The 14,303-nt window shown below is 63.1% G+C and carries 10 protein-coding genes; all 10 read right to left on the reverse strand.

Going from position 1 to position 14,303, the window contains the following annotated elements:
- Positions 1-29: 29 nt before the first annotated feature.
- Positions 30-1,121: a porin gene (locus ASR47_RS20035; RefSeq protein ID WP_065309532.1), complete on the reverse strand. Its 1,092-nt coding sequence runs from the start codon at positions 1,119-1,121 to the stop codon at positions 30-32.
- Positions 1,122-1,578: 457 nt separating this feature from the next.
- Positions 1,579-3,165 (reverse strand): sensor domain-containing diguanylate cyclase, encoded by a 1,587-nt coding sequence (locus ASR47_RS20040; RefSeq protein WP_065309533.1) that lies wholly within the window; start codon positions 3,163-3,165, stop codon positions 1,579-1,581.
- A 968-nt stretch (positions 3,166-4,133) separates the two neighbouring features.
- Positions 4,134-5,318: an MFS transporter gene (locus ASR47_RS20050; protein WP_171899002.1), complete on the reverse strand. Its 1,185-nt coding sequence runs from the start codon at positions 5,316-5,318 to the stop codon at positions 4,134-4,136.
- Positions 5,319-5,353: 35 nt separating this feature from the next.
- Positions 5,354-6,415 carry a LacI family DNA-binding transcriptional regulator gene (locus tag ASR47_RS20055; RefSeq protein WP_065309536.1) on the reverse strand — a complete coding sequence of 354 codons (1,062 nt, stop codon included), beginning with the start codon at positions 6,413-6,415 and terminating at the stop codon, positions 5,354-5,356.
- A gap of 23 nt (positions 6,416-6,438) precedes the next feature.
- Positions 6,439-7,266, reverse strand: a complete 828-nt coding sequence (locus ASR47_RS20060; protein WP_065309537.1) for a DUF1868 domain-containing protein — start codon at positions 7,264-7,266, stop codon at positions 6,439-6,441.
- Between the two features lie 18 nt (positions 7,267-7,284).
- Positions 7,285-9,921: a TonB-dependent receptor gene (locus ASR47_RS20065; RefSeq protein WP_217270600.1), complete on the reverse strand. Its 2,637-nt coding sequence runs from the start codon at positions 9,919-9,921 to the stop codon at positions 7,285-7,287.
- A gap of 194 nt (positions 9,922-10,115) precedes the next feature.
- Positions 10,116-11,501: a CapA family protein gene (locus ASR47_RS20070; RefSeq protein WP_065309539.1), complete on the reverse strand. Its 1,386-nt coding sequence runs from the start codon at positions 11,499-11,501 to the stop codon at positions 10,116-10,118.
- A gap of 37 nt (positions 11,502-11,538) precedes the next feature.
- A complete protein-coding gene (locus ASR47_RS20075; RefSeq protein ID WP_065309540.1) occupies positions 11,539-12,390 on the reverse strand; it encodes a serine hydrolase in 852 nt (283 codons plus the stop codon).
- A 13-nt stretch (positions 12,391-12,403) separates the two neighbouring features.
- A complete protein-coding gene (locus ASR47_RS20080; RefSeq protein ID WP_065309541.1) occupies positions 12,404-13,291 on the reverse strand; it encodes an N-formylglutamate amidohydrolase in 888 nt (295 codons plus the stop codon).
- A complete protein-coding gene (locus tag ASR47_RS20085; protein ID WP_065309603.1) occupies positions 13,275-14,303 on the reverse strand; it encodes an ABC transporter ATP-binding protein in 1,029 nt (342 codons plus the stop codon). The genes ASR47_RS20080 and ASR47_RS20085 overlap by 17 nt, the downstream gene beginning before the upstream one ends.

The following is a 14,303-nucleotide window of genomic DNA, read 5'->3' on the forward strand; positions in this document are numbered from 1 at the left end:
CGGGCGATGGCCACCGGCGTCCACCGCCATCAGAATTTGTGCAGCAGGCCGAGCGTCAGGGCTTCGGCGCGCGCATCGTTGTTCAGCGCCCCCGTTTTGCCGGCCGCATCGCCGCGCCAGCGCGTGAAGTCGGATTCGAGATACAGCGTGGTGCGCCTGGACATCGACTTTTCAAGGAAGACGAAGGCGCGATCGAAGCCGTCGTCGAGCCTGCCCGTCGTTTCGCGACGCACGCGGTAGTAAGCGGTGGTGAGCAGCAGATCGGCGGCCAGTTCGCGGCTGATGCCGACCGACGCGATACGCTGGTGTACGCTTTTGTTGACAGCGGTGTCAGCCTTGTTGGCGGCAAAATTGGTTTTGAACTGCCAGCCGCCGAACTTGAAGGCAGCGCCGATAGTGGCCGCGTCAAGCGCCATTTGGTCACGGTTGTAGAAGCGCGTGACGCCGCCCGACAGCACCAGGCCGCCTTGCTGGTAGATCAACGCGCCGCCGCGCGTGGACAGGGCGCTCGAACTGCCTGCCACTTCGCCGACGGAATAGGCGCCGACCGCCCGCAGCGGTCCGTTCGTGCCGCTGACCTTGATCATGTTGTCGATGCGGTAGAAATTGTCCGCGTAGCCGCTGGTGCCGTATTGCTGGCCGAAGGCGTGCGTGCCGAAGGCCGTGTTACTGAGCGCGGCAACATTGACATTCGGGTTGAACGAGGCGAAACGGATGGCCAGCGGGTCGGTCGGCGTGATGGCGTCGACCAGGGCGTTGGTCTGGCGGCCTATCTGCACGGTGCCATAGGCGTTTTTCAATCCCACCCACGCGAGCCGGTCAAACAGCTTGTCGGCCTTGGCCGCGCTGCCCGTATCGAGATTGACGCCGCTTTCCAACTGAAAAGTGACGTGCAAGCCGCTGCCCAGATCTTCCTGGCCGCGCAGCCCCCAGCGGCTGGTGTTGTTGACGCCGCTCGTCACGGCGCTGGTGTTGCCCGACGCTAGCGGGGCGTTACTGGCATTCATGCCATTGCTGTAGCGCGCGCCCAGGTCGGCAATACCGTAAATGGTGGTGCTGTTCTGGCTGAGTACATTCCCGCTGGCAACCAATAGCAAAACGAAAATATTAACTTGGCGCATGGTTTCTCCCCTTTATATTGAACATTTTTATTGATACCTCCATGGACGGTTCATCATCCGGCAAACGGTAAAGTTTGACAATTTATATCGGTGAAGAAACTAATGCGGGTCGTGCAATGACGAAGTGCTGGTGCGCCGGGCGAGCGGGAAATGACAAATTTCAGCGCAAAAAGGGGCAAATCTCTTCGAGATCGCCCTATTGCGGTGCTAAAAACAGCTGCGCGAAAACCGCAATTGAATGTTGTTTTGGTGCATCAGGGGTTCGGCTGCACCCGCGCGTGTCATCAGCAGCGCTGCTTGCCGCCCTTCCACGCATGGTAAGCGGTTGATGTCACGTCGCTGCAAATGCGCGACAACTGGCAGCAACTGCTGTCCGGCCCGAACAGCACGGAAGGATGGCCGGACACTGACGAGCAATCAAAACCCGCCGCTGCGGGAAAATGGCTTAAGAGTGAGATCAAGCGCGCTCTAATGCATCTACTCGAGAGTTCACTTCTTTAACGCAAACGCGGTTTCTCCCAAGAGCCTTCGCCTGATACAGGCCCTGATCGGCCGCTACTATCAGTTGAACTTGGGTACTCGCGGCATCAAATTTTTCAAACGTATGCACACCCGCGCTGACTGTGACAAAGCCAGCCGCTGCCCCGCTGTGCGGAACAATCAGCGCGGCGACCTGGCGGCGAATACTCTCCGCGACACACCATGCTCCGGCGGCATCGGTACCAGGCAAGAGGACGACAAGCTCCTCCCCACCGTATCGCGCGCTCAAATCGCAGGGACGGTTGACTGCCCCGCCTACAACCGCCCCTACCTGGCGTAGACAAGCGTCGCCTGCGGCATGTCCGTAGATGTCGTTATATTGTTTAAAGTTGTCCACGTCGATCATGATCAACGAAATTGGGGTGCCGGTCCGCCTGGCATGGCTAAATTCTTTTGCCAGCGCCAAATCGAAGCAACGCCGATTGGCCAAGCCTGTCAGACCGTCCTGCATGGCGATCTGTTCGAGCGCTTCATTCGCCGCCAGGAGTTCGGCGCGGCTTTCCAGCAACGCCGCCTCGGCTGTGGTGCGACGTTCGATCTGCCGAGTTAAACGAAATCCCAGAAACCCAAGGCCAGCCACCAGCAGCGTCATCACTGCCCCATGGGTGAGGACGTCCATCCGCCAATTAGCCAGTGCATCGTCGCGCGACAGCGCCGCCAGTATCACGAGGGGATAGGCTGCAGAGCGGCGATGGCTGTTGATACGAGTAACCCCATCCAGGCTGGATGTAAAAATATTGGTCGCGACGGGTGCCTGATGCAGGTACTTGCTAAATAACGGTCCTGCCGAGATGTCCCTACCAAAATAAGCGATATCAAAAGGTCGGCGCAGAATAATGGTGCCTTTGTCCGTTGCCACCAAAAGCGCGCCATGCTTTCCGATGTCGAAGCTTTCAAAAAACTCCCGGAAGTAATCCATCCGAATCGTCGCCAGGATCACCCCGGCAAACGTGCCGTCGCGTGCGTTCAAGCGCCGTGAAATCGTCACGATCCACTCGCCGGTGGATTTGCTGCGTATTGGCAAGCCAATGTGGGGGGATCGTGTCGAATGAGTCTTGTGATAAATAAAATACTCGCGATCCGAATTATTCAGACGCGCTGGCTGACCTGGCTGCGAGTTGACAACCCAGGCGCCGCCTGGCCCGTAAATGAATAGGCCGTGCAATTGTGGAAGCTCAGCCACGCGTGCTGCCAGGAGGGCGTGCAGACGATCAAATTTCAATTCATTGGAATCGCCATTTTCCATCCGCTCTGCCAGACCGACAAGTACGGTATCCGCCTCTTTGAAAGTATCGTAAGCATGTTGCGAAAGCGATTTCGCCAGATTGACGGAAGCAATTTCCGTTTCGCGAAGCTGGAAAGCACGTGTGCGCCATAGTTGCCATGCGTCAAGCGCCACAAGCGCAATGCATAAACAAACAACCAGGAACGCCACGCGTTTAGAAAGCGATAGCTTGATCCAGCGTGTTCCCGGGATGGCCGGTGGGGCTGCTTGGATTTCCATAGGATTCATGTAGATATCAAACCTGCTCTAACAAGGGCGAATGACTGTTTTGGCCGAAAGCGGTCGGTCGCGCTGGCTCAGTGTACGATGTTGTTGCTCTTGGAACAAGCGGCCAGCTTGTTCGTCGCTCCAAGACAGCGCCAGCCATCACTCGCCAACTCCTGGCAACCTCAGCGGTTAAACCTCGGCAAGCGCAATTTCCACTTCGACGCCATCCTCATGGCGTATCCAAGCCCGCCCTTGCACACCGGGACGGCGCCCGAGCAACAGGACACACTAGCGCTGCTGGTGCAGCACCACGACACCGCCACAGCGCCAGCGGCGGTGGCCAGTGCCTCGGGGGCGTAATCAGAGTCACGGCTTCCTGCGGTGCAATACCTGCACTGCCCTCTTCAACGGCGGACGGCTCTTGCTGGCCAAACTTCTCGCCCAGCCAGGCCGCTACCGCGCCAGGCTGCGCCTTGTAGGCCGTCACCAGTTCATTGACGGAAGGCCCAACCGCGCCTGACGGTATACATATCTCCACAGCATCATCCCGGGCACGCCATACCATCTTGAGTACCATCAAAACAACCTGCTCGGCGTTACCTGAGGTTGCCTGACAATGCGCCCAAAAATGAAAAAACCCCTGAAAAATCATGGGGTTTGTGTTGATCGTCCTACCCGGCTGTGCCAGCGGCTGCCGGATGGGAAATCATTCACACTCGATTATCAATGAGAACGGCAAGTGACTGATTTTTCTCCAGTTTTCTGTACTACAGATGTTCGATACCATCGAAAATACCATCATCAAAAAACAGGCCTTAGCCACCTTCGCGCCATCTTCATTATCTTACGCTTCCCAGCAACTTCCAGTACCGTTTACAGGCCACCCTGTTACGCTTTGACACAAAAGTTGCTATGAAGTTTTTAAACCGTCACTCCGCGTGTTATTTTTTTCGTTTCCCCTGCCCCCACTATTGACTTGCTTACGGCTCAGCGTAGCGGGCAATATCCCCATGCCAGCGAACGCCAGTCCAGGCGACGATGGCGGTCAAGACAGCAGCGATGCATATCGCCAGCGGCAGCACAGAAGCGGACAAGTTCTGCGCCGGCGCCAACAATGCGCCTGTGCTCACAGCCACCAGCGGCAAGGTCGTGCCTAGCCAGGCATTGGCGCGGCCGGCGGCATCCTTGAACGGCGCCATCGCGGCCGCTTGGCCGCAGGACTGGTGGATCGCGTGGGCGAAGACAAACAACATATACGGCGCGACAAAGGCGACAGCGGAACTGACGCCGCACATTGCCGCCAGCCCCAGCGCGGCGCCCCCCGCCAGCCCGACCAGGCTGGCCCCACCGACGCAACGGCGCAACCCATACGCGCGCAGCCAGTGGCGGCTGGCCACCGTGCCGGCCAGATAGCACAGCGAACAGCACGACAGCACCGCACCGTATTGAATGACGCTCAAGCCGCGCTGTTCAATCAGCAGGTGCGCCGAACCGCTCAGGAACAGATAGTGCCCCAAATACGAACACGCGGTCAGTGCGGTGTAGAGTCGAAATACCGGCTGACGCCAGATGTCGCGCCAGCCGACCGCTGTTGCTTGTGCGCTGTCCGGAGTCGCCTTCGCGGCCAGCGTTTCGCGCAGTCCAAAAAACGCCACGGCAAGCGCCAGCAGGCCGAGCGCGCCATACGCCGTCGGCGCGCCGGCCAGGCCATGGCTGCGTACCAGCATGCCGCCGAGAAACGGCCCTGCCAGTGAAATCGCGCTGACCCACGAAAAACAGCGCGATAACATCACGATCAGTTCCTCGGCCGAATACAGGTCGCGCAAAATGGCGCGCGCGCACACACCGGCGGCGGCCACACCCACGCCCTGGAGCGCGCGGCAGAGCACCAGGCTGGCCAGCCCGGTGGCAAAAAAACAGCCCAGCGACGCCAGCACAAACAGCAGCAAGCCCGCCAGCAGGGCTGGACGCCTGCCGCAGCGGTCGGCCAGATACCCCCAGCCAATCTGGGACGCGCCAAAGCCGAGTATCAGCGAGGAAAACGCCCATTGACGCGCCGCGCTATCCCAGCTGGTCAACAGCGGCAGGGTTGGCAGGATCAGGGCGCTACTTAAAGCGTGCATCGACAGCAGCAGCACCAGCAACACCAGTAGCACCATCGGCATGGGCACACTTGCGGTCGCCGGCTGCCGCGCCATGCTTAGCCTGCCGGCTGCAGGCTGGCGCGCGACGAACTGTCGCGTACCACCAGGCCGGCTGGAAATACGCGCTGCAGCGGCTGGCCGTCGGCTCCCAGTATGCGGTCGAGCAGCATCTGCACGCTGGCCTGCGCCATTTCCAGCACCGGCGAATGGACGCTCGACAGCGGCGGAATGCAGTAGTCGTCGTAATGCATATTATCGAAGCCGACCACGCTGACCTCATGCGGCACACTGACGCCCAGCTCATGCAAGCCCTTCAGCGCGCCCAGCGCCATCCGGTCGCTGGCGAAGATGAGCGCGTCCGGCCGGTCGGCGCCCGCGCACAACTGGCGCGCAATGCGATGGCCGCTGGCCAGCGACCAGTCGCCGTTGAGTGCCCACGGCGCGTACTCAGCCAGGCCGTGGCACCCCATCGCCGCCAGATAACCGCGATGGCGTTCCTCGACGTCCTCGTTGACGTGGCCATCGCGCTCGCCGCCAATAAAGGCGATGCGGCGGCAGCCTTCGGCATGCAGGTGATCGACCACGTCGGCGGTCACCGATTGGTTATTTTGTGCGACATAAGAAAATGCCGGATCGCGCGTACCGAACACCACGAACGGCAAGCCGGCCTGCTGCAACTGCTCGAGCACCGGATGGCCGGTGCGCTCGACCACGGCCACCACGCCGTCGACGCGGCCAGCCAGAAACAGATCGCGCACGCAGGCATAGGCGGTGGCGTCATCGCCGATCTGGCTGCGCTGCATCAGCGCGTAGCCGTGGCCATCGGCCACGCGGCTCAGCACCTGGACCACATTGTTCCAATAGGTGTCCTGGATTTGAAACGAGCGGTTGTCATAGGCGGCACGCTCGCCGAAAAAAACACAGGCCAGGGTATTGGTGCGGATCGCCCGCATCGAGCGGGCCGCCATGCTCGGCACGAAATTGAGCGTGGCAATGACTTCCTGCACCCGCTTGAGCGTTTTATCGGCCACCATTTCAGGATGGTTGAGCACCAGCGATACCGTCTGGTAGCTGACGCCAGCCATCCTCGCCACGTCCTTGATGGTGACCCGCTTCATCTTTGTTTCAACAGTCAAATTGGCTACCTCGAGATACGCTGCCGCCCCTGACCCACCCGGACCTGGGTGTCAAAAGCGAACATATCGTAAAAAACGCAAAACGCGGGGGCGCCGATCTCGATCACCGGCATCCGCTTTTGCAGCATGCTGAAGCAGGCCGATTGTACCGCGATATAGTCGCTTTCCTGCTGCGGCGTCATCCAGTCGACCAGGTAGGCCAGCGAAATATGGAAGCCGTAGCTGTCATGGTCCGGCGCGCGCAATTGCAGGCGCTCGGCCAGGCGGTCACGCAGGCGGCGCAGCTTGCGGTTCTCGGCGGCATCCGCCGGCAGCAGGCGCAGCGTGGCGCCGGGATCGCGGCGCACGCTAAATTCATCGAGCCGCATGCGCAGCGGCAGCGCGGTATCGAGCGCAAAGCCCTCCAGCTTGCGTTCCAGGTGACGGTCGCTGGCGGCCAGCGGCGCATCAAGCGCCAGGTCGGCCGGCCAGATGCCGGCGCGGCGGCTGCTCTCGGTCACCCCCTCGAACACGGTCATGTGATAGCTCGATGGCGGCAGCAAGGCCAGGCACGGCGCGAAGCTGCCGGCCGCCAGCGTGTCGCGCACGCTGGTGAGCGCGTCCGATAGCGCCGTGGCGAGCGGGATGTGGCTGATGATGGTATTGCCGGGGAAGCGGAACGGGCTGCCGTCGGCATTGAATTTGCGCCCCACCGACGGCGGCGGCCTGGGCCCGGCGCTGTCGGTCGAAGCGGGCAGCGGCGCGGCGCTGATGGCACCGGTGGCAGCGGCGGCACCGGCGGCGACCGCGGCCAGCGGGGCGCTGAGGATAAAGGTACGGCGCGAAGTGGACATCGGCAAGTTCTCCTCTGATTATAATTTCACGTTGAGACCAACCAGCACCGACGGGTACAGCTTCCAGGCCGACTGCACATACTGCTGGCCCGGTCCAAAGTTGTACTGCTGGCCCTGCGACGTGGCGTTCAGCACGTCGAGCGAAATCGTCATGCGCTTGTTGATATCGTAGGCCAACTGGAGATCGATATTGTCGGTCGGCTGCTGATAGCGGTTGAAGACAAAACCGGCCGGGGTGAAATTGGCAAAGCGGCTGTCCCACAGGCGCCCCAGGTGGCTCCATGCCAGCTTGGCGTGCAGCGCGTCTTTTTCATAGTACAGCGCGGCGTTCCAGATCTGCTTCGGTTGCTGCTGCAAGGCGTCCAGCACCACGCGGCTGCCGTCGGACAGGGTGACCGGATAATGGGCGCGGCTGAAGCTGCCGTTGACGCTGGCGCCCAGGCCGTTGAACGGCGCGGGCAGGAAGGTAAAGTCCTTGGTGATGCCGAACTCGATGCCGGTCAGGCGGGTCTGCTCGGCGGTGTTGCGTGCCTGGGTCACCAGCACCTGGGTCGGGGCGCCGTTGACGTTCAGCGATTGCAGCTGCCCGTAATTGAAAATCTCATCCCTGATACGCTTGTGGAACAAGGCCAGCGAGACGATGCCGCGGCCATCGTCCAGATACCATTCGTGGCCCAGGTCCAGATTGGTCGACAGCCGTGGTTTCAAATCCGGGTTGCCGGTCGACAGTGTCGGCACCGCGCTGGTGGTGTTGAGCGCGCCGCCGTGGGTGGCAATCTGGTCGAAGCGCGGCCGGCCCAGCGTTTGCGACAGGCCGACACGCAGCTTGCTGTCGGCGCTGGTGTCAAGCACGCCCGACAGCGACGGCAGCAGATTGCTGTACGAACTGGTGGTCGATACCGGCGCGTAGACGCCATTGGTGGCCAGGTAACCGTCGCTGTCGAAGCTGGTGCGCTCGAGCCGCAGTCCGCCCACCAGCAGCCAGCGCTCGCTGCGGAACTGGGCCTGCGCGTACGCCGCGTTGACATGCTCGCGGATGGCGTAGGTGTTGCCGTATTGAGAAGCCAGGTCGACCGTGGTCCTGGCGCCCGCGCCATACTTGGCAAACGCGGCATCGGCCAGCGTGAAGTCGATCAGCGGGATGCGGCTGTTGCAGGCCAGCGCGCACAAGCCGGTGCCGCCCACCACGTTGGCCAGCGTGTACGGCATGCCGCTATAGTCGGTGCGCGAAAAGTCCGTTGCCGAATCGGTCAGCAAGGCCCGCGCGCCCACCGCGCCGCCCCAGCCCTGGGCGCCCTCGCCCATGTTGTAGCGCAGATTGGTCTGCACATCCTTGACGCTGGCCTGGTAGCCGGTGTCCTCGGCGCGATGGTACTGCAGCGCGTAACGGCTCGGATCGGCGGCATTGGGCGACACCGCCGCAAACACCGGGTAGTTGCCGCGCCAGTCGTAGTTGAAGGCCAGACCAGGCTGGACAAAGCGCTCCCAGGTCTGCGGATTGTCGACGGTCGACTTCGACAGGCTGGCGCGCAGGTCCGCCGTCAGCAGCGGTTGCAGTTCCAGGTTAAATTCGCCGTTGACACCGTACAGGGCGCGGTCCCAGCGCAACCTGCCGACATCGGCCGTCTGCGACGCCGAACTGAGGGTGCCGGCCGTCGCGCTCTGGTTGGAAACCCTGGCCGAGGTATCGACGGAGGCCAGCAAGCCGTAACGGTCGGAGTCCTCCTTCTGGCGGAAATCGTAGGCGCTGACATACGCGCTCATGCCATTATCCGGATGCCAGTCGAGCCGCGTGGTCAGGCCGGTGCGGCTGCGTTTGTTGTCGTAGTTATACCAGCGGCGCTCGGTGGGCACCGCGTAGCCATTGCCACCGCCGAACACGGCGCTGCGAGCGCCGCCATCGGTATAGCTGTTCAGGGTGCTGCCGGTTTCGATCTGCGGCACGTTGATTGCGCGCGTCCAGTAGCTGGCCGTGGTCATCAGGCCGAAGCTGTCGTTGGGACCGAAACGCGTGGCCCAGCGCCCTTGCGCCTCGCCGGTCGGGCGCGCGCCGCCGCTGGACGACTGGCCGAGGTTCTGGCCGGCCTTGGCGGAAAAATCGAGCAGGTTGGCGCGGTAGTTGAAGGCCCCGCCGCCGACCATATTGACCACGCCGCCAATGGCCCCGCCATCCGTTTCCGGCAGCGCACTCTTGGTCACATCGACCCGCCGCACAAAGTTCGACGGCAGTACTTCCATATACACCTGGCGGCCGCCGACGTCGGCGCTAGCCATCGTAAAACCATCGATCAAGGTGGTGTTGTAGTTGGCGTTCAGGCCGCGCACAATCACAAACCGCGGTTCGCCCTGGTAGCTCAGGGTGGCCACGCCGGTCACCCGTTTGAGCACGTCGCCAACGTTAAAATCGGGCAGCTTGCCGATCTCGTCGGCGGCAACGCTGTCCACCACGGCCACCGCGTCGCGCTTGGCGGCGATGGTTTTCGCGTTCGACGAGCGCACGCCCTTGATTTCTATGGTTTGCGGGGCCGCTGGCGCGTCGTCGGCCGGCGCCTGGTCGGCCGCGGCGGCGCGCGCAGGGGCCGGCAGCGTGGCATGGATGGCCAGGGCCATCAGGGAGAATCGGAACATCAGGGAATGGCGGGATCGAACTGGCATGGAAGGCTCCGGCGTGAAGTATCTGGTCAGGCGCTAAAAAAGGGATTAGAACGTTCTAATTTCTTTCAGATCAGAATTAGAACGTTCTAATCATAGCGATGAAGTATGACGAGCGGATGACATGAACAGACTTTTCCGGCCCTGTTCAAGGTCATCGGCACGCCCGGCCGGGCCGGGAGCGCACTGCTCAAGAATCACTTTATGGAAATCACCCCTACCCCGCCATCGATGTGGATCGCCGTGCCGTAGTGACGCGACAGGCGTTGCAGGCGCGTCAGGATGCGCACAGCGTCGTCGCCGCCGGCCAGCCGTGGAATGCCGCGGTCGGCGTCGCGCTCGTTTTCCCAATGCATCTCGATCGGATGCAGAACGATCTCGGCCAACGCGCCGGCGGCGTCATAACGATTCACCGCCACCACGCTCTCGTACCAGATCTGCTCCTTGAACACGCCGTGCACGCGGCGATGTTCCATGAACTCCGCGGCCGTCATCGACGCCGGTTCGACCTTGTCTTTTTCGTACTCGTCGCGCGTGATCGGCTGTTGCTGGTTTTCCATGAAAAAGAAATTGCCCAGCGAATAGTAGATCGGCTTGTCCTGGTAGATCTCGATGCCGCGCAGCTGGTGGGGACCGTGTCCGATCACCGCGTCGGCCCCCTGCTCGATCGCCTCGCGGGCGATCAGCGGCATGAAGTCCGGCGGCAGCTCGCTATAGTTTCCCGGCTCGTGGGTGTGGATCGAGACCACCGAGAAATCGGCGCTCTGCTTGGCCTGGCGCACATTGTGCAGGATGGCTTTGCGGTCGCGCTCGTCCATGGTAAAGCTGAAGCGCACCTCGTCGCCAATGCCGTCAAGCGCCCGGTATTTGATGTCGAACAGCGTTACCGTGCCATTTTTCTCGTCGGCCGCCAGCACCGACTTGCGCATCATGCCCTTGGGCAGGGCGTCGCGGATGGCCGCCAGCACCGCCAGCCGTTGCGGCGACACCTGGACAAAGCGCGTGGTGCGCAAGGCGTTCAAGCCGGGGCGGCCGGGAATCTGCCCGAGCGGATCGATGGCGCGCGCATTGGCCTCGAAGCGCGAGGCCAACGCCACCAGCGCCACCCGCCCCGCTCCCGTCGACAGGAAGGCCGGCGCGCGCGCCCGCGCCAGCGTTTCGCCGGTACCTGCGTGCACCATGCCGGCCTGGTCGAACAGGGCATCGGTGTAGCGCATCCCTTCCACGCCCCAGTCGGTGGTGTGATTGTTGGCGCGGCTGATCAGGTTAAAGCCCATCAGCTTGAGATCGGGCGCCACCGCCGGCGTACTGATCAGCCACGAGCCGCCGGCCAGCGCCGATGGATGGCCGCCGAATTTTTGCAGGTCGATGGCCGTGCCTTCGAAGTTGCCGAACGTGACATCGGCATCCCGCAGCAGCGCCAGCAGCTCGGGCGCGGTGCGCCGCAGCCGCGCATGGATGGCGTCGGTGATGATCAGGTCACCGACCGCCACCAGGGTGAAGCCGTCCGGCACGTTGGCCGACTTCCAGGACGGCGCCAGGGTGCCGGCCGGGTGTGAAAAATCGTTGTGTTGTTGCGTCATGCTGTCTGCTTTCATAGGGTGGTGATCGTGGTGGCGCTCAGAGCGGATCGGCGATGCCGTCCCAGCAGGCGCGCGCCAGCCGCCCCAGCGTGTTGAACGCCGACACATAGCCGGGCATGCCGTCGGGCATTTCCAGCGGCACCTGGTCGGTATAGGCGGTGATGATGAACAAGGGACGGCCGCGCCGGAACACGACGCCGCCATCCATGCGGCCGCGCTTGCCGGTGCCGCCCTTGTGCGCCACCTTGGCGTCGGCCGGCAGCAGCGAGGCGATCTTGGTGCGCAGTTTCTGCCAGCTCAGCACCTCGAGCGCAAACGCGCATTGCTCGCTGCTGCAACCGAGGCGCGCGGCCGCTTGCGGATCGGCGCCGCCGCGCAGTATCAGGTCGTACAGCAGGCCCTGGTCGCAGGCGCTGACCACGGTGACCTCGTCGAGCGGGTGATCGATCGGCATGTCCGGCCGCGGCACCGAGGTCCGGTGCACGGTATCATCCATGCCGACGCTGCGGCAAAAATCGTTGATCTCGTCCAGGCCGATGCGCTCCATGACCATGCGGGTGCACACGTTGTCGCTGACGATGATCATCTGCACCAGCGCGTCGCGCAGGCTGACGCTAAAGCCCGGCGTGAGGTATTTGAAGGTGCCCGACATCACGCCCTCGCGCAAGCGCTCCTCGTACACGATGGACTGGTTCAGGTCGAGCCGGCCCTGGTGCACGGCGCGCAACACCGCCATCAGGATCGCCACCTTGCGCGTGCTGCCCGAGGGCAGCGCCAGGTGGCCGCTGCGGTCGGCCTGCTCGCCGGTCACCAGGTTTTTCACATACCAGGATGTGAGATACGGTTGTTCGTCGCAGATCGCGTGTAAACGTGTGATCAATGTTTGCATACCGCTGGTTTCCTCAAGGTTGGATGTGGCGCGCCACAGCGGCGCGTGGCACGTGAATATGGTTGGCCAGGGCCTGCACGAACGTTTCCAGGTCGCGCCGCAGGCGCACAAAGCCGTCATGCTGTTCGAGGCTGGCCTCGTCCATGTAGAGGCTGCGCTTGATCTCGATCTGCACGCTGTGGCGGGCCTGGGCCGGGGCGCCGTACTGCTTGACGATGTGGCCGCCCTGGTACGGGGTGTTGATCGCGACCTTGTAGCCCAGCTTGCCGAACAAGGCGGCAATCCAGGCGCTCAGGCGCGGGTCGGCCGACTGTCCCAGGCAGTCGCTGACGACCAGGTCGGGGCGCACCGTGCCGTTGTCCACGTTCATCGCATTGCCCACCGATTTCATCGAATGGCAATTGATGTGCAGCACCTGGCCAAAGCGCTGGTGACTGTCGTCGAGCAGCGCCGCCAGGGCGTCATGGTAGGGTTGGTAGTAACGCCGCAAGCGCTGCTGCACTTCGTTCACGCTGAGCTTGCCCTCGTACATGGGCACGCCGGGCAGCGCGTTGCGCCGGATCAAGCCCATGCCGCGCAGGCAGGCCGCCGACGGCGCCAGCGGGCCCGGCCACGGCGTCTCGAGCATGGCTTGATCGATATCGTCGGGGGCCCGGTTAGGGTCGATATACGCGCGCGGGAAGCGCGCCGCCAGCAAGGGCGCACCGCTGGCGGCGGCCGCGCCCCACAGTTGATCGACATAGGCGTCCCGGGTAGTGTCCAGGGCCGCGGCCGGGGCGATGATGGCGCTGTTGACGGGATACTCGGTGCCGCTGTGCGGCGAGTCCAGCACGATCGGCAGGGAATGCGCGCCGGCACCGGGCCGGCTGATGGAATACATGTGATTAGTTGAGGTGATCATGGTGCGTGCTGAGGCTGTGAATGGGAGTGACGTCGCCGTTGAGGTGGCAGGCCGACCAGTGTCCGGAGGCGATCTCGCGCAGCGCCGGCGGCTCGGCGGCGCAGCGTGCCATGGCGCGCGGGCAACGCGGATGGAAGGTGCAGCCGGACGGTGGATTGAGCGGACTGGGCAGCTCGCCCTGGATCGGCCGGTGCTCGACCACGTTGGCGTCGAGCCGCGGGGCGTCGGCGATCAGCGCCTGGGTGTAGGGATGGTTGGCCCTGGCAAACACGGAACGCGTATCGGCCAGCTCGACGATGCGGCCCAGGTACATGATGGCGACGCGGTCGGCAATATGCTCGACCACCGCCAGGTTGTGGCTGATGAACAGATAGGTCAGGCCTTTCGATGCGCGCAAGTCCATGAACAGGTTGAGGATCTGGGCCTGCACCGACACGTCCAGCGCCGACACCGCCTCGTCGCAGACGATGAACTTGGGGTCGAGCGCCAGCGCCCGGGCGATGGCGATGCGTTGCCGCTGGCCGCCGGAGAACTGGTGCGGATAGCGGCTGGCATAACTGGGGTCGAGCCCGACCTGCCGCAGCAGCGCCGCCACGAACGCCGGCGCGTCGGCACGCGCCACCAGGCCATGGTAGACAGCCGCCTCGCCGATCACCTGGTCGACGCGCTGGCGCGGATTGAGCGCGGCATAGGGATTTTGAAACACCATCTGGATGTTCAGATGGTGATCGACACTGGGCGCGCTGATGTCGGCGCCCTCGAAATGCAAGGTGCCGCGGGTGGGCGGCAGCAGGCCGGCGATCATGCGGCCGACGGTCGATTTGCCGCAGCCCGATTCGCCGACCAGGCCCAGCACCTCGCCGGCGGCCACCGCCAGCGAGACGTCGTTGACGGCGTAGACCTGGCCGGCGCCGGGCCTGGACCAGCCCAGGGCGTCGGTGGCGCGCGCCAGGCTGCCGCGCTTGAGAGTGAAGCTCTTGCTGAGCTCCCGGGTTTCCAGCATTGTCGTCAT

This window comes from Janthinobacterium psychrotolerans, from assembly GCF_001677885.1.
GTDB lineage: Bacteria > Pseudomonadota > Gammaproteobacteria > Burkholderiales > Burkholderiaceae_D > Janthinobacterium > Janthinobacterium psychrotolerans.

Bases quoted from the DNA above. Each gene is read 5' to 3' on its own strand.
- ASR47_RS20035 (WP_065309532.1), bottom strand. From the start codon at position 1,121: ATGCGCCAAGTTAATATTTTCGTTTTGCTATTGGTTGCCAGCGGGAAT.
- ASR47_RS20040 (WP_065309533.1), bottom strand. From the start codon at position 3,165: ATGGAAATCCAAGCAGCCCCACCGGCCATCCCGGGAACACGCTGGATC.
- ASR47_RS20050 (WP_171899002.1), bottom strand. From the start codon at position 5,318: ATGCCGATGGTGCTACTGGTGTTGCTGGTGCTGCTGCTGTCGATGCAC.
- ASR47_RS20055 (WP_065309536.1), bottom strand. From the start codon at position 6,415: ATGAAGCGGGTCACCATCAAGGACGTGGCGAGGATGGCTGGCGTCAGC.
- ASR47_RS20060 (WP_065309537.1), bottom strand. From the start codon at position 7,266: ATGTCCACTTCGCGCCGTACCTTTATCCTCAGCGCCCCGCTGGCCGCG.
- ASR47_RS20065 (WP_217270600.1), bottom strand. From the start codon at position 9,921: ATGCCAGTTCGATCCCGCCATTCCCTGATGTTCCGATTCTCCCTGATG.
- ASR47_RS20070 (WP_065309539.1), bottom strand. From the start codon at position 11,501: ATGACGCAACAACACAACGATTTTTCACACCCGGCCGGCACCCTGGCG.
- ASR47_RS20075 (WP_065309540.1), bottom strand. From the start codon at position 12,390: ATGCAAACATTGATCACACGTTTACACGCGATCTGCGACGAACAACCG.
- ASR47_RS20080 (WP_065309541.1), bottom strand. From the start codon at position 13,291: ATGATCACCTCAACTAATCACATGTATTCCATCAGCCGGCCCGGTGCC.
- ASR47_RS20085 (WP_065309603.1), bottom strand. From the start codon at position 14,303: ATGACGACAATGCTGGAAACCCGGGAGCTCAGCAAGAGCTTCACTCTC.